The organism is Collinsella aerofaciens (assembly GCF_028206795.1).
In the GTDB taxonomy this organism is placed as follows: Bacteria; Actinomycetota; Coriobacteriia; order Coriobacteriales; family Coriobacteriaceae; genus Collinsella; species Collinsella aerofaciens_AX.
Genome location: NZ_JAQLFJ010000019.1, coordinates 1 through 23,597, shown reverse-complemented (window position 1 = coordinate 23,597; position 23,597 = coordinate 1). Strand labels below are relative to the sequence as shown.

19 protein-coding genes and 2 tRNA genes are annotated in these 23,597 nt (G+C 60.6%); 5 read left to right on the top strand and 16 right to left on the bottom strand.

The window, feature by feature from the left end; genetic code table 11:
- Positions 1-85: 85 nt before the first annotated feature.
- Positions 86-1,756: an amidophosphoribosyltransferase gene (gene purF / locus PMX70_RS09715; RefSeq protein WP_271740338.1), complete on the bottom strand. Its 1,671-nt coding sequence runs from the start codon at positions 1,754-1,756 to the stop codon at positions 86-88.
- 294 nt (positions 1,757-2,050) lie between these two features.
- Here purF and PMX70_RS09710 point away from each other — a divergent pair, with 294 nt between their 5' ends.
- Positions 2,051-3,280, top strand: coding sequence for a putative ABC transporter permease (locus PMX70_RS09710; RefSeq protein WP_195193286.1), 1,230 nt, complete (start codon positions 2,051-2,053; stop codon positions 3,278-3,280).
- A 90-nt stretch (positions 3,281-3,370) separates the two neighbouring features.
- Here PMX70_RS09710 and PMX70_RS09705 read toward each other — a convergent pair whose 3' ends face one another.
- From PMX70_RS09705 to rpsF, 15 genes are all read right to left on the bottom strand, one after another.
- Positions 3,371-3,787: a molybdenum cofactor biosynthesis protein MoaE gene (locus tag PMX70_RS09705; protein ID WP_271740339.1), complete on the bottom strand. Its 417-nt coding sequence runs from the start codon at positions 3,785-3,787 to the stop codon at positions 3,371-3,373.
- A 67-nt stretch (positions 3,788-3,854) separates the two neighbouring features.
- Positions 3,855-4,853 carry a class B sortase gene (locus PMX70_RS09700; RefSeq protein ID WP_271740340.1) on the bottom strand — a complete coding sequence of 333 codons (999 nt, stop codon included), beginning with the start codon at positions 4,851-4,853 and terminating at the stop codon, positions 3,855-3,857.
- A 35-nt stretch (positions 4,854-4,888) separates the two neighbouring features.
- A complete protein-coding gene (gene purE, locus PMX70_RS09695; protein WP_006235810.1) occupies positions 4,889-5,353 on the bottom strand; it encodes a 5-(carboxyamino)imidazole ribonucleotide mutase in 465 nt (154 codons plus the stop codon).
- A 438-nt stretch (positions 5,354-5,791) separates the two neighbouring features.
- On the bottom strand, positions 5,792-9,106 hold the full coding sequence (carB, locus tag PMX70_RS09690) for a carbamoyl-phosphate synthase large subunit (RefSeq protein WP_271740341.1): 3,315 nt from the start codon (positions 9,104-9,106) through the stop codon (positions 5,792-5,794).
- A gap of 1 nt (position 9,107) precedes the next feature.
- Positions 9,108-10,547, bottom strand: coding sequence for a glutamine-hydrolyzing carbamoyl-phosphate synthase small subunit (gene carA / locus PMX70_RS09685; RefSeq protein ID WP_271740342.1), 1,440 nt, complete (start codon positions 10,545-10,547; stop codon positions 9,108-9,110).
- Between the two features lie 208 nt (positions 10,548-10,755).
- Positions 10,756-11,721: a hypothetical protein gene (locus tag PMX70_RS09680; RefSeq protein WP_271740343.1), complete on the bottom strand. Its 966-nt coding sequence runs from the start codon at positions 11,719-11,721 to the stop codon at positions 10,756-10,758.
- A 19-nt stretch (positions 11,722-11,740) separates the two neighbouring features.
- Positions 11,741-13,513: an ABC transporter ATP-binding protein gene (locus PMX70_RS09675; RefSeq protein WP_271740344.1), complete on the bottom strand. Its 1,773-nt coding sequence runs from the start codon at positions 13,511-13,513 to the stop codon at positions 11,741-11,743.
- Between the two features lie 82 nt (positions 13,514-13,595).
- A complete protein-coding gene (locus PMX70_RS09670; protein WP_271740345.1) occupies positions 13,596-14,291 on the bottom strand; it encodes an NUDIX domain-containing protein in 696 nt (231 codons plus the stop codon).
- A gap of 21 nt (positions 14,292-14,312) precedes the next feature.
- Positions 14,313-15,617: a phosphoribosylamine--glycine ligase gene (gene purD / locus PMX70_RS09665; RefSeq protein WP_271740346.1), complete on the bottom strand. Its 1,305-nt coding sequence runs from the start codon at positions 15,615-15,617 to the stop codon at positions 14,313-14,315.
- 118 nt (positions 15,618-15,735) lie between these two features.
- Positions 15,736-17,022: an adenylosuccinate synthase gene (locus tag PMX70_RS09660; RefSeq protein WP_118260035.1), complete on the bottom strand. Its 1,287-nt coding sequence runs from the start codon at positions 17,020-17,022 to the stop codon at positions 15,736-15,738.
- A gap of 93 nt (positions 17,023-17,115) precedes the next feature.
- Positions 17,116-18,513, bottom strand: a complete 1,398-nt coding sequence (gene dnaB / locus PMX70_RS09655) for a replicative DNA helicase (protein WP_117734797.1) — start codon at positions 18,511-18,513, stop codon at positions 17,116-17,118.
- Between the two features lie 218 nt (positions 18,514-18,731).
- The gene (gene rplI, locus PMX70_RS09650; protein WP_022094073.1) at positions 18,732-19,271 is read right to left on the bottom strand and encodes a 50S ribosomal protein L9; all 540 of its coding nucleotides are present in this window, start codon (positions 19,269-19,271) and stop codon (positions 18,732-18,734) included.
- A gap of 15 nt (positions 19,272-19,286) precedes the next feature.
- Positions 19,287-19,553, bottom strand: a complete 267-nt coding sequence (gene rpsR, locus PMX70_RS09645; protein ID WP_006235829.1) for a 30S ribosomal protein S18 — start codon at positions 19,551-19,553, stop codon at positions 19,287-19,289.
- A gap of 72 nt (positions 19,554-19,625) precedes the next feature.
- The gene (locus tag PMX70_RS09640; protein WP_006235830.1) at positions 19,626-20,078 is read right to left on the bottom strand and encodes a single-stranded DNA-binding protein; all 453 of its coding nucleotides are present in this window, start codon (positions 20,076-20,078) and stop codon (positions 19,626-19,628) included.
- 48 nt (positions 20,079-20,126) lie between these two features.
- On the bottom strand, positions 20,127-20,420 hold the full coding sequence (gene rpsF / locus PMX70_RS09635; protein WP_006235831.1) for a 30S ribosomal protein S6: 294 nt from the start codon (positions 20,418-20,420) through the stop codon (positions 20,127-20,129).
- 504 nt (positions 20,421-20,924) lie between these two features.
- On the opposite strand from rpsF, the gene PMX70_RS09630 reads away from it, so the two are divergent.
- The 4 genes from PMX70_RS09630 to PMX70_RS09615 all read left to right on the top strand — a co-directional run bounded on the left by PMX70_RS09630 (position 20,925) and on the right by PMX70_RS09615 (position 23,466).
- Positions 20,925-21,015 (top strand) — tRNA-Ser (locus PMX70_RS09630).
- 48 nt (positions 21,016-21,063) lie between these two features.
- Positions 21,064-21,154 (top strand) — tRNA-Ser (locus PMX70_RS09625).
- 369 nt (positions 21,155-21,523) lie between these two features.
- Entirely contained in the window at positions 21,524-22,213 is a 690-nt protein-coding gene (locus tag PMX70_RS09620) for a trimeric intracellular cation channel family protein (RefSeq protein ID WP_271740347.1), read from the top strand.
- 107 nt (positions 22,214-22,320) lie between these two features.
- Positions 22,321-23,466 (top strand): DUF8173 domain-containing protein, encoded by a 1,146-nt coding sequence (locus PMX70_RS09615; protein ID WP_271740348.1) that lies wholly within the window; start codon positions 22,321-22,323, stop codon positions 23,464-23,466.
- Positions 23,467-23,597 lie beyond the last annotated feature (131 nt).

Genomic DNA, 23,597 nt, shown 5'->3' with positions numbered 1-23,597 from the left:
CGTGTGCCATAACAGCACACGCCGTCATATCAACAAAACAGCAGGTAAAGCCTACCAAAATAAACCTGTCCCTACATGGCAGGTTTTAGGCCTCGCCGTGCTCCTCTTCCCAGCTGCGGTCGTCGTATTTCTCGACCACGGCGTCGTCGTCAACGTGCAGCGGTTTGTCCAGGTTGCGAGGCTTAAAGCCCTCCATGAACTTGTCGCGGCCAAAGCTCTCGGGAATCGCCACGGGGTAGCGGCCGGTAAAGCACGCATCGCAGTAACCGCCCTTGGGCATGACCTTAAGCAGGCCCTCGACCGAAAGGAAAGCCAGCGAATCGGCGCCAATGTACTCGCAAATCTCGTCGACCGTTTTGTTGGCGCTGATAAGCTGCGACTGCACGTCAGTATCGATACCGTAGAAGCACGGCCAGATGACCTCGGGCGAGTTGATGCGGATATGAATCTCCTTGGCGCCAGCGTTGCGCAGCATCTTGACGAGCTGCACCATGGTGGTGCCGCGCACGATGGAGTCGTCGATGACGACCAGGCGCTTGCCCTCGATGTTGTCGCGCAGCGGGTTAAGCTTCATGCGCACGCCCATGGCGCGCAACTCCTGCGTAGGCTCGATAAACGTACGGCCCACGTAACGGTTCTTGATGAGGCCCTCGCCAAAGGGAATGCCGCTCTCGTGCGAATAGCCCTCCGCAGGCGGCAGGCCGGAGTCGGGCACGCCGATGACCAGGTCGGCCTCGACGGGCTCTTCGTGTGCCAGCTGACGACCCATGTCGTAACGGCAGGCATAGACGCTCTTGCCGTTCATGATGGAGTCGGGGCGGGCAAAGTAGACCTGCTCAAAGATGCAGTTTGCGGGCTCTTCGGCTGCAGGCACGCCCTGCTCGGATACCAGACCCTCGGCGCTGATGCGCAAGATCTCGCCGGGACGGACGTCACGAACGTACTCGGCACCCACGATGTCGAGTGCGCAGGTCTCGGAAGCAACGACCCAGCCGCCGGCGCGCGTGACATGGACGGCGGAGTCGACCGTCGTGGCGCCGTCTTGCGAGGGCAGCTGCGAAACGGATGCGGCATCGGCCTGGTCCAGACCCTCGTCCACCAGCTTGCCCAGCACGAGCGGGCGAATGCCGTGCGGATCGCGGAATGCGTAGAGCGCCTGTTCGTTGATGAGCGTCATGGCGTAGCCGCCGCGCACGAGCTCCATGGTCTTGCGAATGCCCTCGCGCAGATGGCCTGTACGCTGAGTAAAGTAGCCGATGAGCTTGGTCGCGACCTCGGAATCCGAATTGGAGAGGAACGGCACGCCCAGCTCGATCAGCTGGCGGCGCAGCTCGTCGGTGTTGACCAGAGTGCCGTTGTGAGCGAGCGCGATAATGACGCTGTTGATGGTGGAGAGGTGCGGCTGCGAGGCTTCCCAGCTCTTGGCGCCGGCGGTGCCATAGCGCACGTGGCCCACGGCCAGCTGGCCGGAGAGCGTCGACAGGTCGGCGTTGGAGAACACGCGGTCGAGCAGCCCCAGATCCTTGCGGACCATAACCGTGCCGCCATCACCCACGGCGATTCCCGCCGATTCCTGGCCGCGATGCTGCAGCGCGCGCAGACCAAAGTACGTCAGTCGAGCCACATCGCGATCGGGTGCCCACACACCAAAAATGCCGCATTCCTCATGCAGCTGGTCGGAGTCCGGATCATACGTCGACATGGTCTTCACCTGTCCCGCGGCACGCTCGGCCGCGCGGATGGTTTCTTGAGACATGGCATCCCCTCAGAGCCTCGTTATTTGGCGTTACCTGCCCTATTATACGCACGGCAAGACAAGCACTCCCGCGCATGAACAGCGCTTTTTAAAAGCCCACCGAGCTTATAATCCGTTTTGCAGCCAAACATTTTATTGGGCAACCGCCTCGGGGCCGACGATCCCGCATACTTCCGTTGCGACACGTCTCGCCCGCCGTTGGGGCTTGCATTGTTGCAATTGGGACGTTCGTCCTGTCTTTTGGCAGGTCGGCGGCGTATCCTTGTACCTACAGCAAAACGAGAAAGGTTATGTATGGATCGAAACGAACTCGACCCCAGCGTCCCCAGCGCCATGGAGGTCAAGAAGATCCCCCTCATCATTAAGGTGTACGCCGTCCTATGCATCCTGTCCGGCGTGGGCACGCTCCCTTCGGTCGGCGCCTTTATGTGGCAGGTCATCACCGCGCTCATCAACGGCAACGCCGCCGCCAAGCTCGGCGACAACACGCTCGTCGCGGTCGGCCTTATCGTCGCCGGCATCATGCTCTCTGCGGCAAGCGCCGTCATCCTGATCATCTTTGGCCTGGACCTTATCAAAAACCAGCGCCGCAACGCCGCTCGCCTGTCCTACATCCTTATTGCATTCACCGTCGTCGAGCTTTTGGTTGACGTGATGCTCCAGGGCATCGGGCCCTTCTTGCTTCGCCCTGCCATCCAGCTCGGCATCCTCGTCGCGCTTTCGGCCACCGTCGACCCCACGCTGCGCCAGGAGCGCGAGCTGCAGCGCCGCCTGCAGGAGATGCTCGATCGCGACGCCGCAGCCGAGGGCATGCTCGGGCGCGATGAAACCGGCGAAGGCTACATCAAGCTCAACTACTTCAACCTGTTCTGGGTATTCTTTGTCTGCTGCATACTCGGCCTGATCGCCGAGGACATCTGGCACATGACGGTCGACGACCCGGGCGTCTTCCAGAACCGCGCCGGCATGCTGTTTGGCCCCTTCAGCCCCATCTACGGATTTGGCGCCGTACTCATGACCATGGTGCTCAACCGCTTCTACAAAAAGAACCCCATCATTATCTTTTTGGTGAGCGCGCTGCTCGGTGCAAGCTTTGAGGTGTTCGTGGGCTGGTTTATGCAGACCTCGTTTGGCGTGGTCTCGTGGAGCTACTCGCATATGAAGCTCTTTGGCATGCCCGATCCGCTCGCCGTCCTTACCGGCGGACGTACCTGCACGGGCTTCGCCTGCCTGTGGGGCCTGGGTGGCCTCATCTGGATCAAGCTGCTGCTGCCGAGGCTGCTCAAGCTCATCAACATGATTCCGTGGAAGAGTCGCTACTCGGCTACCGTCATCTTCACCATCATTATGCTGGTCGACGGCGTCATGACGCTGCAATCGCTCGATTATTGGTACCAGCGCGTCAACGGCACGGAGCCGGATATTCCCGTCGCGCAGTTCTACGGCAAGTATTTCGATAACGACTACATGGAGAACCGCTTCCAGAGCATGACCATGAGCCCCAAGGATGCGACGCGCGTGTAGCGTCCACCGCACCCAAAACGCAAAATGCCCCCCGGTATCACACGTACCGGCGGGCATTTTTATAAACGAGTCTTCTATCGACGCAAGCCTCTACGCCTCGTGCTCGACCTCACTCACGCATTCGTTCTTGATGGTGCCAACGAGCGCCTGCAGCGCATCGACCACGTGCGGGCGAATGTCCCCGCCGATGAGCACGAGCATGATGTCGTCGCCTACGGCAAGCTCACCGCTCGCCAGCCACACGCGCACATAGCCGATACCCGGCATCGCGCGCGTGGCCTCGATAGCAGCCTGCACCTTGCTGGCGTCGTAGTCAAACACCATGCCGCCCACCTTGTGGCCCGGCGCCACGCCATCGGTCTCGACACCGCGCGCCTCGGCCTTGGGCGTCGCGCGCACCACACCGTTATGTGTCAGATACATACCGCACGCAGGTGCCGACGAATCGGCCTTGGCCTCGCGCAGCCAAGCATCAATCGAAGGCATCGTTTTGCCATTCTCGAGCATCATTTCCCCTTTCACCGTCATTGAGTAGCCAATTTGGGACGTGGCTTTTTAGCTATTCTCGAACAACTTATTCCTCGACCGGCGTGAGCACCATGACGGCACGCGTGTTGCTCAGCGATAACGAACGACAGGTCACAAGCGTTACGACCTTGGTTGCCGAAGCGGCACGATCGGTGGCATCGCTCGCCACGGCAGAGGCACCGTCGAGCATCTCGGACAGGTAGTTCTTGAGCCCGTCGTCGCCCTCAAAATTGGGCGTGCGCGCCTTGGCATACGTGTCCTCAACGACCTTGGTCGCCAGTGGTCGCAGCTTATACGCAGCATCCCGTGTGATGTAGTACACATGTTCAATGCTATCGAACGTTGCCTGGTCAGTCGTATCCGAAATCACGTTGAACATCGACCCATCGTTCATATGGTGTCCGTAGATCGTGGTCTGCTGGTCAACCATTCCCGGCGCGGTGTCATCGCTATCCAGGAAAATGGCCCCAGATGCATTGGCCGTACCGTCGAACAGCGTGTTGAGGTATTTGGAGTTGTTGTTGGTCTGCACCACGGGATAGTTGATGTTGGTTCCCGGCACATAAATCCAACCCACAATCTCGGGGTTTGTCTGAGCAAGCGCATCGAAGTCGATAGTCGGCACGCCGCTGGCGTCCTTATCGCTTACATATTGCTTCTCGATTTTCTGATACGACTCGCTCGCCTGCTTGTAGCCAATCTGTGCATTGATAAAGATAGCGGCGGCGGCGACAATCAGACCGATGCCCACGATAATAAGCAGAATAGGAATGATGGAGCGGCGCTTTTTACGTGGCGGCTCGGTGTAATCCGACGGCGTGGCACGCGATGAAGACCGGGGCGGCTTCTTAGCGGTGCTATAAGATGAAGGTCGATATGCGGCCGGTGCGTCCTGTCGACGATGCGTCGCCGGTGTCACGGAGCGCGGCGCGCGCGGCTGCTGAGGAGAGGATGCCCGACCCTGCTGCGCCGCATGGGCAGCACCCGGCTTCGATGGATCGGGAATCTGAGAAGCCTTGAATCGTTTTCCCTGATAGTCGGACATGGCTCTCCTTATACTGCGATGAAACGGCGGAACGCCTAGGCGTCGGCCATCTCCTGCTTCATCTTCTCGATAACCTTGCGGTACTCGGGGTCGCAAGCGCCCAGAATCTGCGTGGCGTAGATGGCGGCATTCTTGGCGCCGTTGATGGCAACGCAGGCCACGGGTACGCCCGAAGGCATCTGCACCATCGACAGCAGCGAATCCATGCCGCCCAGGTCACTCGTCTTCATAGGCACACCGATAACCGGCAGCGGCGTAAAGGCAGCCACGACACCACCCAAGTGAGCGGCCTTGCCGGCGGCGGCGATAATCACTTTGATGCCGCGATCGGCGGCAGTCGAAGCCCACTCATGGACCTTCGCCGGCGTGCGGTGCGCGCTTGCAATCACGAGCTCATAGGGCACGCCCAGCGCCTCGAGCTCGGCGGTGCAACCTTCCATAACGCCCAGATCGGACTTGGAGCCCATGATGATCCCGACAACCGGCTTCTGATCTGCCATAAACAAAGACCTCCTGTTGAGAGCGGTGACGCGGCGGATCCGCGACCCTTAACTACTGAGAGTAGTATAGCTGCTCCCGTCCCTGCGGTCTGCGGGTGCCCCGCGGCGGTCTGGTGTTTTCATCTTCACTCCGGTTGCTTCGCAAAGTCGTTCAGATGAAAACACCAGACCGCCGCGGGGCACCCTCGACCTACCGGGAATTGCTATGACGTACGTTTGCTGAATTATTAGTGTGGGCCCTGTCGTTCGAACGAACGGCAGGGCCCACACTCACTTTTTATTCAGCCCTAGTCATCGCGCAAAGCTCCTTCGGCAGCACACGGTGCACCCGAGTCACCGCAGGCCGGGGCGGGAGGCGGTCCTTTCTCTCGGAAAACTTCGCGAAGCCCAGTTTCCGAGAGAAAGTGTCCGGCTGCCGCCCCGGCCGGACAGGTCACACTACACCGTGTGCTGCGGCAGGTCCTGCAGGGCGATGACGTCCATGCCCATGTCGTTGGCACTGCCGTGACCCTGCTGGTCCTCGCGCACGGCCTCGATGGCACTCACATACGTGTTGGCCGCGGACATCGCGGTCACGCAGGTCACGCCGCGACGCACCGCCTCGGTACGCAACAGGTAGCCATCGCCACGCGAGCCCGGACCGTACGGCGTGTTGATGATTACCGCAATCTTGCCATCGGCGATGAGGTCGCCGATGTTGGGACGCTCGCCGTCGTGCGGGCCGCTAATCTTCTCCACGACCTCGCAGGTCACGTTGCCGCCGCGCAGCACGCGCGCCGTGCCCTCGGTGGAGCAGATATCAAAGCCCAGGTAGCGCAGGATACGCGCGACCGAAAGGATGTGGCGCTTGTCACGGTCGCACACGCTGATGAACACCTTGCCGGCGCTCGGGTCGGGCAGCTTGTAGTCGATCGCCAGCTGCGTCTTGGCGTATGCCTCGGGATAGCTCTTGGCGATACCCATGACCTCGCCCGTCGACTTCATCTCGGGCCCCAGGATAACGTCGGTGCCCGGGAAACGGCCCCAGGGCATAACGGCTTCCTTCATGCAGAACCAGTCCAGCTGACGCTCGTCGCTCGGCAGGCCCAAGCTCGCGATGGAATCGCCCGCCATGATACGCGCCGCGCACTTGGCCAGCGGCACGCCGGTGGCCTTGGAGATGAACGGCACGGTACGGCTGGCACGCGGGTTGGCCTCGATCACGTAAACGGTCTCGCCCTTAATGGCGTACTGCACGTTAACCAGGCCGCGGACTCCCAGCGCCATCGCGATGCGGCGCGTGGTCTCGCGAAGCTTTGCCTGCAGGCTCTCGCTAAAGCTGAACGGCGGGATGCAGGTCGCAGAGTCGCCGGAGTGAATACCGGCCTCCTCGATATGCTCCAGAATGCCGCCGATGTAGACCTCTTCGCCATCGCACAGGGCGTCGACATCGGACTCGATCGCACCCTCCAAGAAGCGATCCAGATACACCGGGTAGTCGGGGCTAATGCGTGCAGCCTCGGCCATGTAATCGCGCAGATGCTCGGCATCGTAGGCGATCATCATGCCGCGGCCGCCCAGCACGTAGCTCGGACGCACCAGCAGCGGGTAGCCGATATGCGCGGCCACGGCCTCGGCCTCCTCAAACGAGGTTGCCTGGCCCGCCGGCGGATACATAATGCCCAGCTTGTCGAGCAGGGCGGCAAAGCGCTCGCGGTCCTCGGCAAAGTCGATGGCATCGGGCTTGGTGCCCATGATGTTCACGCCGCTTTCCTCGAGCATGCGCGCCAGCTTAAGCGGAGTCTGGCCGCCGAGCGTCACCACGACGCCGTCGGGTCGCTCAACATCGATGACATCCATGACGTCCTCGTAGGTGAGCGGCTCAAAGTAAAGGCGGTCGGACGTGTCGTAGTCGGTCGAAACGGTCTCGGGGTTGCAGTTGACCATGATGGTCTCGAAGCCGCGGGCTGCCAGCGCGTAGCTCGCGTGCACGCAGCAGTAATCGAACTCGATACCCTGGCCGATACGGTTGGGGCCGGCGCCCAGGATCATCGCCTTGGGCTTGTCCGCCGGCGTGGTCTCGTCGGGAGCCACGCACTTCTTGGCATCCGGGCTCGTGCGGTAGATGTTCTCGTACGTCTTGTAGTGGTACTCCGTGGCACTCGAGAACTCCGCAGCGCAGGTATCGACCGTCTTCATGCTGGGAACCACGCCCAGACCCTTACGATAGGCGCGCACAAAGCGCTCGTCCGAGCCGGTCAGCGCGGCGATCTCGGCGTCGCTCGTACCGTACTGCTTAAGCAGACGCATCGCGTCGGCGTCGATATCCTCCACACGCAGGCCGCGGATGCTCTGCTGGACCTGCACCATATCGTTGATACGGTTGAGGTACCACGGATCGATACCGCAGATGGCATGGATGCGAGCGATGTCCCAGCCACGGCGCAGGGCCTCGACCACAAAGAAGATGCGATGCTCGGTCGGGGTTGCCACGGCCTGAGCAAGCTCGTCGTCGCTCAGCTTATCGGCACCCTCTTTGCTACCGGCGCAAATACCCTGGTGGCCGTCCTCCAGCGAGCGCATAGCCTTGCCAAAGGCCTCCTCAAAGGTGCGGCCGATCGCCATGATCTCGCCCACGGCCTTCATGCGCGTAGTGAGCGTGGGGTCGGTACCCTTGAACTTCTCGAAGGCAAAGCGCGGCACCTTGACCACACAGTAGTCGATCGTGGGCTCAAAGCAGGCGGGCGTAGCCTTGGTGATGTCGTTGACGATCTCGTCGAGCGTGTAGCCCACGGCCAGGCGCGCGGCGGCCTTAGCGATGGGGAAACCTGTGGCCTTAGAAGCGAGGGCGGACGAGCGGCTCACGCGCGGGTTCATCTCGATGACGATCAGGCGGCCGGTGTTGGGGTTCACGGCAAACTGCACGTTGGAGCCACCGGTCTCGACGCCGATCTTCTCCAGAATGGCGAGCGAGGCCACGCGCATGCGCTGATACTCAAGGTCGGAGAGCGTCTGCGCCGGCGCGACGGTGATGGAGTCGCCGGTATGCACGCCCATGGGGTCGAGGTTCTCGATGGAGCACACGATGATGCCGTTGCCGGCGTGGTCACGCATGACCTCCATCTCGTACTCTTTCCAACCCTCGATGGACTCCTCGACCAGCACCTCATGGGCAGGCGAGAGCTCGAGGCCCTGGCTCACGATGGAGACGAGCTCCTCGTGGGTGTGCGCGATGCCGCCGCCGGCGCCACCGAGGGTAAAGCTCGGACGCAGCACGCAGGGATAGCCCACGCGCTCGGCGATGGCCTCGGCGTCAGCCACGCTGTAGGCATAGCCCGAGCGCGCGACCTCCAGGCCGATCTCGGCCATAGCCTCGTTAAAGAGCTTGCGGTCCTCGCCGCGCTCGATGGCGGCCAGGTCGCAGCCGATCATCTCGACGCCGTACTTGTCGAGCGTACCGTCTTTCGCCAGCTCGACGGCGGCGTTCAGACCGGTCTGGCCGCCCAGCGTGGGCAGCAGCGCGTCCGGGCGCTCTTTCTTGATCACGCGCTCGATAAACTCGGCGGTGATGGGCTCGACATAGGTGCGGTCGGCAAGACCCGGGTCGGTCATGATGGTCGCCGGGTTGGAGTTGACCAGGATGACCTCAAAGCCATCCTCCTTAAGCACCTTGCAGGCCTGGGCGCCGGAGTAATCGAACTCGCAAGCCTGACCAATGACGATGGGGCCCGAACCAATGACGAGGATGCGCTTGATGTCAGTACGTTTCGGCATGTTAGTTCTCCTCGGTCTCGGTCGCGGCGGTCTCGGCGAAATTCCAGCCAGCCAGGCGGTCCTTCGCGGTGTCGATGTCCAGGTAGTTCTCCTCGCCATCCATGAGTCGCGTAAAGGCGGTAAAGAGATAGTGGGCATCGGTGGGACCAGGCGAGGCCTCGGGGTGATACTGGACCGAGAAGCACGGGGCGTCGAGCAGCTGGATGCCCTCGGCGGTGCCGTCGTTGAGGTTCACATGTGTTAGGCGAATGCGGCCAAAGCGCTTGTTCATCACGACCGGCGCGATTCCGCGGCGCACCCAGACCCGCAGATCTCCATCGGCCGCATGCTCGGTCTCGCCGCCGGAAAGCTCGGGGACAAGCTTGCCCAAGCTGGGGAACAGCAGGCCAAAGCCATGGTTTTGCGCGGTGATCTCCACGCGACGGCTTACCAGGTTCATGACCGGCTGGTTGCCACCGCGGTGACCGAACTTAAGCTTTTCCATCTGGGCACCGCAGGCCAGGCTGATCATCTGGTGACCAAGACAAATACCAAAGACCGGAACCTTGCAGATCAGCTGCTGCACCTGCTCGTAGGTCTCCACCACGGCGTCAGGGTCGCCGGGGCCGTTGGACAAAAAGACGCCATCAGGATTCATGTCGAGCACCTGCTGGGCAGGCGTATCCCACGGCACGACAGTAAGGTCGCAGCCGGCGCGGACGAGGCCCTCCAGAATGCCGCGCTTGACGCCGCAGTCGTAGGCGACCACTTTGTGACGGGCAGGAGCGGCAACCGCAAGTGCAAAGTCATGCGTGGCAGGCAGGTCGGCGGCCACAAACTCGTGAGGCGCGGGGCAACTTACGGTCTTCACCAGGTTCTCGCCTACCAGCGTGGGCGCTGCGGCCAGACGCTCGGCAAGCTCGTCGACGTCGAAGATCTCGGTCGAGATAATGCCCATCTTGGAACCATTGTCGCGCAGATGGCGTACCAGAGCGCGGGTGTCGACACCCTCGATAGCGACGATGCCGTGAGCGCGCAGGTACTCCGGCACGCTGACGGCCGAGCGCCAGTTAGAAGGCGTGGCACACATGTCGCGAACGATCATGCCGCGCATAGCCGGAGCGCTCGTAGGGCGCACGTCGTCGCCGGGGAAGGCCGACTGGACGTCGGTCTCGTCGATACCGTAGTTGCCGATCTGCGGATAGGTCATGGTTACGATTTGGCCGGCATAACTCGGGTCGGTCATGACCTCAAAGTAGCCCTCGAGCGAGGTGTTGAAGCAGACTTCGCCGGTCGCGGTGCCCTCGGCGCCGCATGCACGTCCATAAAAAATGGTCCCATCCTCAAGATACAGGATGCAGGGACCGCAGGTGCCCTTGCTGGTTTTGGCCAGCATGCGCTGGCAAAGCTCGCTGGGCGCGAAGGTGCGGGCGGCAGCGCCCGCGGTATGGTTGTTCGCCATAATTCTCCTTCCCGGTCTCACAGGACCGGCTTAAAGGTGTGTAGTTAGGCCTCGCGGTATTGTAACCGCAAGCATGCCTCATGGCGTTAATTTCATCGAAATGTTTACGAAATGATAATTATGACTTTCTATGCATAATGATTTTTTAATCCCCGTCCCAGAAAAATCATCCCGCGTGGGCTTGTGGCTCACGCGGGATGATGGCCTCTTACTTTTTCTTGTCCTGTTCCAGCAGATCGGACGGCGTTCGGTCGGGCTTGCCGCCGCGGAAAATTTCGCGGCCATGCAGACGATGCTCCAGGTCACGTTCGGCCTTTTCCTCGTCAATCTTGGTCTGGCTCACCACCGGGTCCTCAATCAACGAGGACACCGAGTTCACCTGCTTCTGAATGCGCTCGGCGATGGTGTCATCCATACTCACGATGCGCATCTTCCAGTCGATATTCGTGGCGTTGGATGAGCTCTTGGTCCACACGAACGTCAGGATGGCGCTCTGGTGGCCGCGGGCGGGAAACATGCCAAAGAAGGAATCGTGCTGAATGTTGCTATCCTCGTCGATATAGGCGTGAACGTTATACACCACGCGGTCGATCTTATCGTTGAGCAGCGCGTTGGTCGCAAGCGCCGCGGCCTGAATCTGCCCGTTGGACAGCAGCTCGAGCTCGTTGGCAGACGATGTGTCCAACACCGTCACCTCGACCGTGCCCGTACGCTCATCGGCTTCATCGACGGTAAAGTCGAGCGGGAACTGCGTAAAGCCGTTGCCCCACTCAAGGCCGCCCTTGAGCGCGGTCGAGACAGTATCTACCGAAACGCTCTCGGAGAGGTTCGCGGTGTTCAGGCGTCGCATCACGCCGTAGCCAATCTGCATGCCCACGATCAGCACCAAAATACCAATGACCACGGCCATCGCGGTCTTCGTAATGGTATGGCTCACCTGCGAGCCCGAAGGATCGTCCTCGGACAGCGGGTCGATATGTTTTGCCTGGCTCGCGCGGTCCTCGCTGCGCAGCTGCGCTAGCGCCGCTTTGTCACCGCGCTTGGCCGCCGCCTCCTTCTCGCGCATACGCTCGGTTCGCTTTTTGGCAAGCGTGGGATCCAAGACACCGGATGCATCGATTTCGGAGAATAACTCCGTCACTTCTTCCGGAGTCAAAGGGTTCTTGTCAGCCATAAACTTCCTGTCATATCAATCAGTCGAGCTCGTGCGCACGCGCACCTTCGAACTGCATTCGATAGTAACGGGCATAGGTGCCGCCACGGGCGAGAAGCTCCTCGTGCGTGCCACGCTCCACAACGCGACCATGCTCAACGGTCGCAATCTCATCGGCATGCTTAATGGTCGAAAGACGGTGGGCGATGATAATCGTGGTGCGGCCGCGTGCCAGCTCTTCGAGCGACTCCTGGACCGCCTCCTCGCTCTCGTTATCCAAAGCGCTCGTCGCCTCGTCCAGAATCAGGATCTTGGGGTTCTTGAGAAACACGCGCGCGATGGCAACGCGCTGCTTCTGTCCGCCCGAAAGACGGCTGCCGCGCTCGCCCACCACGGTGTCGTAGCCCTGTGGAAGCGACTCGATAAAGGCGTCGATGTTGGCGCGACGGGCGGCCTCGGCGATCTCTTCCGCCGTAGCGCCCGGCTTGCCGTAGGCGATGTTCTCGCCAATCGTACCGTCAAACAGATAGACATCCTGCTGCACCAAGCCGATAGCACGACGCAGGCTCTGCTGCGTCACATCGCGCACATCCTGGCCGTCGATGCTAATGGAGCCGGCAGCCACATCATAAAAGCGCGGCAGCAGCGAACAGGTCGTGGACTTGCCGCCGCCCGAAGGGCCAACCAAAGCGATGGTCTGCCCGGGCTTGATGGACAGATCCATATGGTCGATAACGGGACGCTCGTCGGCATCGCCCTCGCCCAGCTCGACATCCTCGTAGTTAAAGCACACGTCGTGATACTCCACGGCGCCGGCAGTCACCTGCAGATCCGTAGCGCCCAGCTTGTCCTGGATATCCGGCGCGGTCGAGAGCACCTCGTCCATACGCTTAAAGCCGGCGATAGCCTTCTGATACGTTTCGGCCGAATTGACGAGTGTCTCGAGCGGCGTGCAGAACAGCGAAATATAGAGTGCAAAGGTCGCCATATCGACCGCCTGCAGCTGTCCCTGGGCGACCAGCCAGCCGCCCAGCAGCACCACGATCACATAGAGCACACCCGAGAGCAGGCCATACGTCGCGGTATAGACGCCCATGGCGTGATACATGTTCTCCTTGGACGAAAGATAGCGATTGTTTGAGGCGCGGAACTTGAAGCGTTCGGTCTCCTCATTGGCAAAGCTCTTGACCACGCGCATGCCCGCCAGCGAATCCTGCAGCTGCGCATTGATGCCGCTGATTTTTTTGCGGTTGTCGCTAAAGACCTCGCGCATGCGCATGTTCTGCCAAAACATGATGACCGCAAACGCCGCCGTCACCACGGCCATGGCGAGCGCCAGCACCGGGGCGATGGTAAAGAGAATCACAAACGAGCCGATAATCTCGATGCCGCAGATGATGATCCACTCGGGCACGTGGTGCGCCGCCTCGCAGATATCGAACAGGTCGTTGACCACGCGGCTCATCATGTCGCCCGAGCTGTTGCGGTCGAAGTACGCAAAGCTAAAGCGCTCATACTGGTCGAACAGGTCCTCGCGCATCTTGGACTCCATGCGCGCGCCCATCACGTGACCCCAATAGCTCACAAAGTAGCGGCAGGCGCAGCGGACGGCATACATCAACACCAAGCCCACCGCGATCATGCCGAGCGCCTGCATAATGGCAGCCTGACCCTGAGTAAACAGCCCACCGGTCAAATTGCGCAGAATAATGGGGAACGCCAGGTCAATGGCGGCAAGCACCAGAGCACAAACAGTATCAGCAACAAAAAGCCCCATCTGGGGCTTGTAATAAGACAAAAACCTTTTCAGCATGTGATCCTCAAAGAAATATCAGCAACGTAAGGCCCTGGGACAAAGCAATCAGTAGTACTTGTCCCAGGGCTATCCCCACTCGTTACAGTTCGGCTCCGCCCAACCTATGTGCGATGCTATCGCAGGCCAAGGCGCCTACGACGGTCTTGGCATCTTCGATCTTGCCGTCGAGCACGGCGTCGATCAGCTCGTGCAGTGGCACCAGGTCCACGTTGACAAACTCATCATCATCGGGGTTGGGCGCATCAAACTCGAGCTTGGTAGCCAAGTAGATGTGGATAATCTCATCGCAAAAACCGCAGGACGTGACAATCGACGTCAAAAAGCGAATACGACCAGCCCTAAAGCCCGTCTCCTCATGCAGTTCGCGCTTGGCGCAATCGAGCGGGTCCTCGCCTGGATCGAGCTTGCCGGCGGGAATCTCGACCGTCACGCGGTCGATGGCGGTGCGGTACTGACGCACCAGTACGATCTTGCCGCTCTCGGTCAGTGCCACAACGGCCGCCGCACCCGGATGGCGAACGATATCGCGGGCGCTGCGGTGACCGTTGGGCAGCTCAACCTCAAGACGGTGGACGTCGAGGATCTTGCCCTTCCAGGCGCACTCCTCCGAAATAATCTTCTCGTGCAGCTCGGCATCGTGCGGGTCGTCGTCGCCCAGCACCAGTGCCGGCTCGTCAGCGACCTCGCCACCAGGCTCGCCCTCGGCGTGCCCATACATGCGGCTGTCCTCTTCGACGATCTGCGCGTCCACGAGCTCTTCGTTCTTCTCGTCCATCCGTCTCATTCCTCTCGGATTTTAGGCATCCCAGGCGTCGCGGCCGCGCAGCGCGCGCAGGCCGATGTCGTGACGCAAGGTCTTGCCCTCAAAATCAATCTTCTCGCAGGCCTCGTAGGCAAGGTTGCGAGCGTTCTCGAACGTGTCGCCCAGAGCGGTCACGGCAAGCACGCGGCCACCGTTGGTCACGAGCTGGCCGTCCACCACGGCAGTGCCCGCGTGGTACACGGTCACGTTCTCCATGGCCTCGGCATCCTCAATACCGGTGATGACCTTGCCCCTCTCGTAGCTGCCGGGATAGCCCGCGCTCGTCAGGACAACGGCCACGGCCCACTCGTCACGCCAGTCGAGCTCAATCTGATCGAGCTCGCAGTTGGCGCAGGCGAGCATGACCTCAACCAGGTCGTTCTTAAGGCGCGGCAGCACGACCTGAGTCTCGGGATCACCAAAGCGGGCGTTGAACTCCAGTACCTTGGGGCCGGCGGGGGTGAGCATAAAGCCGCCATACAGGCAGCCGCGGTAGTCGATGCCCTCGGCAGCAAGCTCGGCAACGGTCTGCTCCATGACCTTCACCATCATGGCGTGCTCCTCGTCGGTCACGATGGGCACCGGGCTGTAGACGCCCATGCCGCCGGTGTTGGGACCCTTGTCGCCCTCGAGCGCGCGCTTGTGGTCCTGCGAGGTGGCCATGGGGCGCACGGTCTTGCCGTCGGTAAAGGCCAGCAGCGAGCACTCGGGACCAACGAGCATCTCCTCGATAACCACGGTGTTGCCGGCATCGCCAAAGGTGCCGCCAAAGCACTCGCGCACGGCCTCCTCGGCCTGCTCAAGTTCGGTCGCCACGATAACGCCCTTGCCTGCGGCAAGGCCGTCGGCCTTGACGACCAGCGGGGCGCCTTGCTCGCGTACGTAGGCGAGAGCCGAAGCCTCGTCGGTAAACGAGCCGTAGGCTGCCGTCGGAATGCCCGCACGCTCCATGAGCTGCTTGGAGAACAGCTTGGAGCCCTCCATCTGGGCGCCCTCGGCACCCGGGCCAAAGCAGGGAATACCCGCCGCGCGCACGGCGTCGGCCACGCCCGCCACGAGCGGAGCCTCGGGGCCAATTACCACGAGTCCGCATCCGTGGCTCTGCGCAAACGCCGCCACGGCCGCAGGATCGCAGTCGTCGAGAACAACGTTCTCGCCGCAGCTCGCGGTGCCGCCGTTGCCCGGCGCGATGTAGAGCTTGCCGGCGCGCGGTGATGCTGCGAGCTTGGCTGCCAAAGCATGCTCACGGCCGCCGCTGCCCAACAACAGGATGTCGATGGTTTGAGTGTCCGCCTTCAAGGGTGCCTCCTCTATGGATGAATGGCCCGCTCCGCGCGAGCCCCTTGCAAGCAAATATACCCCTCGGCCGCCCGTCCGGGCTGCAAAGGGGTATATCGCAATAACCAAATAGTCCCGATTACTTCCAGAATCGGTTGATGATCTGCTCGCGACCAGCGCCAACGCCAATGAACGTCACGCGGGTGTGTGCCAGATCCTCGATAAACGCCACGTAGTCCTGAGCCTCCTGCGGCAGCTCGTCAAAGCTGCGACAACCGGTGATGTCGCACTTCCAGCCAGGGAGCTCCTCGTAGATGGGCTTGGCATGCTCAAAGCGCACCTGATGCTCGGGCACGCTGGTGTAGCGCTCGCCATCGACGTCGTAGGCCACGCACACCTTGATGGTGTCGAAGGCCGAAAGCACGTCGAGCTTGGTCACGGCGATGTCGGTGAGGCCGTTGACGCGCGAGGCATAGTTGGCGATAGGGCCGTCAAACCAGCCGCAACGACGACGGCGACCGGTGGTCACGCCGTACTCATAGCCCTCCTCGGTCAGCGTGTGGCCAGCCTCGGACTCATAGGAAAGCTCGGTGGGCATGGGGCCCGAACCGACGCGGGTGATATAGGCCTTCATGACGCCCAGCACGCGGTCGACATTCTTCATACCGACGCCGGAGCCGGTAATGGCGCCGCCGGCGGTGCAGTTGGAAGACGTCACGTACGGATAGGTGCCGTGGTCGATGTCGAGCAGCGTCGCCTGGGCGCCCTCAAACAGCAGGTCCTTGCCCTCGTCGATCATGTTGTTGAGCAGCAGACTCGTCTCAGTGATGTAGGGACGCAGGCGCTCGGCCATCGGCAGGTACTCGTCGCAAATCTGGTCCACGGTGTAGGTGGGCAGGTTGTAGATGAGCTCGAGCTCGGGGTTCACGCGGGCGAGAGCGGTCTCCAACTTGTCGCGGAACAGCGTCTCGTCCAGCATGTCCTGCATGCGCAGGCCAATGCGGGCCATCTTATCCTGATAGCACGGACCAATGCCGCGCTTGGTGGTACCGATGTTCTTCTTGCCGAGCTTCTGCTCAAAGGCGCCATCCAGATCGATGTGGTACGGCATGATGACATGCGCGTTACCGCTAATCTTGAGGTTCTTGGTGGTGATGCCGTCGGCCTCGAACATGTCGATCTCCTCAAGGACAACCTTGGGGTTGACGACGCAGCCGTTACCGATCACCGACACGTGGTCGGAATACATGATGCCGGAAGGCACCTGGTGCAGGCCGTACTTCTTGCCGTTGACGACGATGGTGTGACCGGCGTTGTTGCCGCCCGAGTAGCGCACGACGGCATCGAAGTCGCCGGCGACCAGGTCGCAAATCTTACCCTTGCCCTCATCGCCCCACTGGGCACCGACCAAAACGGTTGACGGCATGTTTACTCCTTACATTCATGGCCTGTCTACGCGCCATGCCGGCACGCAGAAGCACAAAACATTCCTAGTATACCCGTGCAACGGGCGCCTGTCCTACTCCTCGGCATGTGCCCCATCAAGCTCATAGAACTTGGTGGATGCCGGCAGGAACATCAGGTCGACGTCGCCGATCGGGCCCGAACGGTTCTTGGCCACGACGATACGCGTAACGCCCTCGTCGGGTCGATCGTCGCGCGAGGCTTCGGCCTCGTCGGCGGAGCGGTCCAAGAACATAACAATATCGGCGTCCTGCTCGATGGAGCCCGATTCACGAAGGTCGGAAAGCTGCGGGCGCTTGCCGGTACGGGATTCGACCTGACGCGAGAGCTGCGAGAGCGCGATGAGCGGGATCTTGAGCTCCTTGGCCATGATCTTCAGACCACGCGACATCTCCGAAACCTCGACGGTACGGCTCTCGGAGCGGCGTCCCGGCGGAGGACTCACCAGCTGCAGGTAGTCCAGGATGATGATTGCCTTCTCCTTGTTATGGAGCATGCGGCGGCTCTTGGCGCGAATCTCGGTCACTGTGGTGCCGGGCGTATCGTCAATCAGAATATCGAGCTTGGACAAGGTCTGCGTAGCCTCGTTGATATTGGCCCACTGCTCGGGGCTAATGCGGCCCATGCGGAAGTCACTGATCGAGATCATGGCGTAGGCGCAAATCAGACGCTGGGCAATTTCCTTGCCCGACATCTCCAGCGAGAAGAAGCCGACGGTATAACCAGCAGCGGCAGCGTTAAGTGCCAGGTTCAGAGCGAACGACGTCTTACCTACAGCAGGACGGGCGCCGATAATGATGAGCTGACCCTCGCGGAAGCCCATGAGCATGCGGTCGAGCGACGGGAAGCCCGTGGGCACGCCCGCAGCCTGGCCACCGGCCTGGCACACTTCCTCGGCCTCGTTATAGGCCTCGACCATAAACTCGGTCAGCGTCTTGTAGCTCGACTTGACCTCGCGCGCCGTAACCTTGAGCAGCTTGCTCTCGGCCAGCTCCACGACCTCTTTGGTGTCGGTAGGGGCGTTATAGGCCAGCGCGTTGATCTCGTTGGTGGCGCCGATCAGCTCGCGCAGCATCGAATCGCGACGAACGATGGCGGCATGGTGCTGCCAGTTCACGAGTGACAGGGTCTGACCCATCAGCTCCAAAATGTACGCCTCGCCGCCCACGGCATCGAGCTTGTTGATGCTTCGCAGGTAATCGATCAGCGAGATTGAGTCGATGGGAATGCGGCTGTTGTACATATCGACCATCGCGGTATAGATGGTCTTATGAATGGGCCGGTAGAAGTCATCGGGCTGCAGCTCGACCTGGGCCTCCTCGACCACCTCGGGTGACAGCAGCATGGCGGCCAGTACATTGGCCTCTGCGTCTTGGTTTTGAGGGAGACCCAACTTGGAGCCACGGTCCTCGACCGTCAGCCCCGTCTCCCTTTCGTCATATGCCATGAGCATCCTCATTCATATCGCTTGCGAGCATCCATAGTATCAGCCACAGTCCCAAAACGGGCCGCGCCCCGGCAATCATCACCGAACGAAACGGACGAACGGTCGCGCATTTGAAACCTCACCGCAACGCCTGCCATGGCGCTCACTGAGCGTAGAAAATAAAAGGGCGCCCCGGTCTCCCAGAGCGCCCTTCTTAGAACAAGATTGTTGCGTTGCAGCAAATGCTACTCGGCAGCAGCCTCAGTCTCGACCTCGGCGGTCTCGGCCTCGGCGACCTCAGCGGCCTCCTCGACCTCAGCCTCGGCAGCGAGCTCCTCGGCGGTAACGCCGACGAGAACGACAACCTCGGCCTTGATCTCGCGGTACAGCGAGATGGCAACGGTGTGGGCACCGGCAACCTTGATGGGCTTACCGAGCTCGACGCGCTTGCGGTCGATGTCCATACCGAGCTGAGCCTTGATGGCGTCAGCGATCATAGCGGCGGTAACGGAGCCAAAGAGGATGCCCTCGTCGCCGACCTTGACGTCAACGGTGACCGTCTTGCCCTCGAAGGCAGCCTTGGTCTCGTTGGCGGTAGCCAGACGGACGGCCTCGCGCTTGGCGATGTTGTTGCGACGCTCGTCAAGCTGCTTGAGGTTGCCCTTGGTGGCGGCAACAGCGAGCTTCTTGGGGAACAGGAAGTTCTCAGCGTAACCCTGAGCGACCTCTACGACGTCACCCTCGCCGCCCTTGCCCTTAATCTCATCGAGAAGAATAACCTTCATGATGCGTCTCCCTTCTTAGCCGCGATCGCGGTTGCCACGAGAGGAAACCACGGGGACGGTGTACGGCAGGAGAGCCATCTCGCGGGCGCGCTTGATGGCGTTGGCGATGTCATGCTGATGCTGCGTGCAAGCGCCAGTGACGCGACGGGGCTTGATCTTGCCACGGTCGGTCATGTACTTACGGAGAAGCTGAGTGTCCTTATAGTCGATGAACTCAGTGTTCTCCTTGCAGAACTGGCAGTACTTACGACGCGGCTGACGTGCAGAAAAATCATTAGCCATGTCAAAATACCTTTCATTTGGCAACTTCGGCGAACCGAAGCCGCCTCTCACTCAAAAATAGGTGAACAACCCTTAGAACGGGATGTCCTCATCGTAGACGTCGACCGCGGGCGGCGTAGCCACCGGTGCGGCAGGACGTGCTGCGGGCGCGGGAGCTGCGGGGGCGTAACCGCCCTGATCGTAGCCACCCTGGCCACCACGGGAGCTCATAAACTCGATCTCATCGACGATGACCTCAAGCTTGCTCCGGCGCTGGCCGTCGCGCTCCCAAGAGCTGTAGCGCAGCTTGCCCTCGATCGCGACCTTGTTTCCCTTTGCCAGGAAACGGCTCACGGCCTCGGCGCGGGTGCCGAACATGGTGCAGTCGACAAAGTTGGGATAGTCCTCCCACTCGCCAGTCTGCGCGTTGCGGCGACGATCGTTCACGGCGACGCCAAAGGACAGAACCTGGGTTCCGCCGGCGGTGGCGCGCAGCTCGGGATCGCGGGTGAGGTTACCGGTGATGTTCACTCGATTGATGCTCATAACTCACTACTTCCTCTTGGGGCACAAGCCCAGTCCAAAACGACAGTCTTACTCCTGGTCGTCGCGACGGACGATCATGTGGCGGACCACAGCGTCGGTGATGCGCAGGACGCGATCAAGCTCGGCGATCTGGGTAGGATCTGCGTGGAAGTTGATGAGGGTGTAGTCACCATCGGTGAGGTCGTTGATCTCGTAGGCGAGCTTGCGCTTGCCCCACTCGTCAACGGAGTCGACCTTGCCAGCGCCCTCAGCGATCGTGGTATCGATACGCTTCATAACAGCGAGACGAGTCTCGGGGTCGAGCGACGGGTCAACAAAGAACAGCAGTTCATAAGCCTTCATATTGTCACCTCCTCTGGGCAAATGTGGCTTCAGGTCGTGAAGGTGCGCCTGAAGCAGGAAAAGACTTGGTAATAATATCTTTCAACCTCCCAGGCCGCAAGAATATGCAGCTACAACCTCATGACCTCCACATATGTCCATGCTCGCACCACGTTTCATGCGCATTCCAACCAAATGCCGACCAAGAGCTTGACGGATTTGTGGACAAGATACGGTGCTGCTGGGACAAGCAAAGCCAATCCGCAGGTCAACGGGCACAAGGTTGTGGTCGCAAAATGCATACCAGTGGTCCACAGCACCACCCAAAGATTTTTAAATTCATTGCCAAGTCGCTTATGAATACCCCTTTTGAACAATTGAGTTGATCAACCACGCTGGTCGGAAGCCGTTTTTTGGCACCTCAAACCCCACTGCAACGCCAAACGTGGCAAAGCGTTTTAAAAAATGCCAACTTTTCTGTTTGCACTTTGCGATTCCTCGTGTATACTGACTTTCGCATTTAACGGAGAGTTGTCCGAGTGGCCGAAGGAGCACGATTGGAAATCGTGTAGGCGTCAAAAGCGTCTCCAGGGTTCAAATCCCTGACTCTCCGCCAGTTAATTCCAAAGCAGGCCTTCGAGCCTGCTTTGTTTTTACCCCACGCGGAGGGGTGGCAGAGTGGTTGAATGCGGCGGTCTCGAAAACCGTTTGGCCTGTATAAGGTCACGAGGGTTCGAATCCCTCCTCCTCCGCCATTTTGGTTGAGAAAGCTCCCAATTACGGGAGCTTTTTTGTTTTGAGTCCCTTACAAGCATATACGGCGGAGGAGGAGGGATTCGAACCCGCCAGGGCGCAAAGCGTAAAGAAAACGCGCCAGTGGCGCGTTTTTAGCGCAGCGCGGTCGGCGTAAACCGACCGGATAAATTTTGAGCGCTGCTCAAAATTTGGACATCCCTCCTATTCAGCCACGCCCCCATCGCGTTCAGCATCAACCCAGATCCCCAAACATGGTACCTACGCCCCCACCCAGTCCCAACCGTTTACCGAGCAATAGGGTCGCCACGCCCGCCAACCATGTACTATGTACGGGCATTGTCTAAACCCACAATCCAAAGGACCCCATCTTGCCCGTCGTCGCCGCTATGACCGTTACCCCACATGCTTCGGATGCCATGGTCGCTATTCCGTTTTGGCTCGAAATGTTCGCCGTCGTCGCGGCTTCAATCTCGGGCGTGTTGGTCGCGCGCGAGCACAAACTCGACCTGGTGGGTGCAGTTGCACTCGCCGTGGTCTGTGGCTTGGGCGGCGGTCTTTTACGCGACATGACGCTGCAGGTGGGCAACGTCTACATCCTCAACCAGCCAATGGCGCTGCCGCTTTCCATTGCCACGGCAGCCATCATCTATATTTTCCCGGCAATCGTCGACAAACCCGAAAAACTCATTCCCCTGCTCGACATCATCTCGGTCGGTATCTACGCCGCCACTGGAGCAGACAAGGCGCTAGTCTATGGCTTTGCGCCGGCGGTGTGCATCATGATGGGCTTTTTCACCGCGGTGGGCGGCGGCATGTTGCGCGACGGCTTTATGGGCGTGGTTCCGGGCATTTTCCAACGTACTAACTTTTATGCCATCGCTGCCATCGCCGGATCGACAAGCTACGTGTGTCTCGTTATGAGCGGCATCATGAGCAATGTCGCCGCGCTGGTCGTATGCGTTGTCGTGACTATGGGCCTGCGCTGGCTCTCGCTGCGCTTTGACATCAAAAGCCCCACCGAGGAAGACATCGCACGCTTTTTGCACCGTAAAAAGTAGACTGCACGGCACGACCCTTCGAAATGCAACCGAGAGGTTCTTTTAGAGCGCTCGTACGTTGGGTACCCTGTTAGGTATATGCCGAACACCTAACAAAAGGATCAACCATGGCTTTCAATCAAACCGCGGCGGCGCCGTCACACAAGATGCGTCGGTGCCTGCTTATGGCATTCGCGCTCATCGCGCTGGCGATCACCGTGCTTCCCACGGCGTCGTTCGCCGGCACGGACACCGCAGGCAACGTACTTGCGACCGACAATGACGCCAATCCGTCCGGCGTCGAAGGCGACCTGTACTGGGCCGGTCAGGCCCTCAACTTGGACGATACGTCCATCGACCGCGATATCATCGCCGCGGGCGATACCCTCTCAATTCGCGACTGCACAGTGGGCGGCGCCGTCCGCCTGGCGGCGCGTACCATCGACATTGCCAAGACCACGGTTGATGGCAGCGTGACCGTTGCTGGCCAGCATGTCGTTCTCAATTCCGACAGCACCGCTAACTGTTTCTACGCGATAGGCGAAACGGTTGCCTTGCGAGGCTCCACCAAGTCGGCAGCGCTCGCGAGCGATACGGTAACCATCGACGGCACCGTCGATGGCGATGTCGAGGTTTGGGCCGACAAGCTCATCCTGGGCAAGAACGCCCACATCACCGGCACCGTGAACGCGCACGTCTCCGAGGACCCCGAGCGCGCCGCGGGAGCCGAGGTCGGCGCACTCAAGATCGACCGCACCGAGAACGAGGATACTTCCACCGTTAACGATGTCATCGGCGGTATCGTCGCCGCGGCACTCTCGACCTGCTTTGTCGCTCTGCTGCTCGAGCTCGTCTTTCCGCGTGCGACTGCCAGCGCCGCCGGTATGCTCCACCAGCGCCCCATGCCCCTGTGGGTGAGCGGTCTTCTGGGCACGATTGCTATCGTCCCCGCCGTCCTACTGCTAATTATCTCTATCGCTGGTCTGTCGCTTGCCGGAGCCCTCATGTGCGGTGTCATTGGCATCGCATTGGTGTCGAGTGCCTTTGCGGGGTGCGCGATCGTCCGCATGGTCGGACACAGCCAAAACCGCTACGCCATGGCAGCCGTGGGTGGCATCGCCGCGGGCGCGCTTACGGCAATCCCCCTCGTAGGTGACTTCATCAGCGGTGTAGCCTTTGTCTTTATGCTCGGCTACATCATCCAAATCATCTGGCGCAACGCCCACCTCAAGCCGCAGCAGCCGGCTAACACGCCGGGACTCCCCACCGCTTAGCAGCTATCCGCCACAAAGATGCCAAGCACCTTTGTGGCGGCGCAAACGAACCTGCCCATTACAGTCAGAAATGAGCTATTCGATACCCCGTTGATGTATTTCCCCGGTGTCGGATACGATTCAAGCAAGCC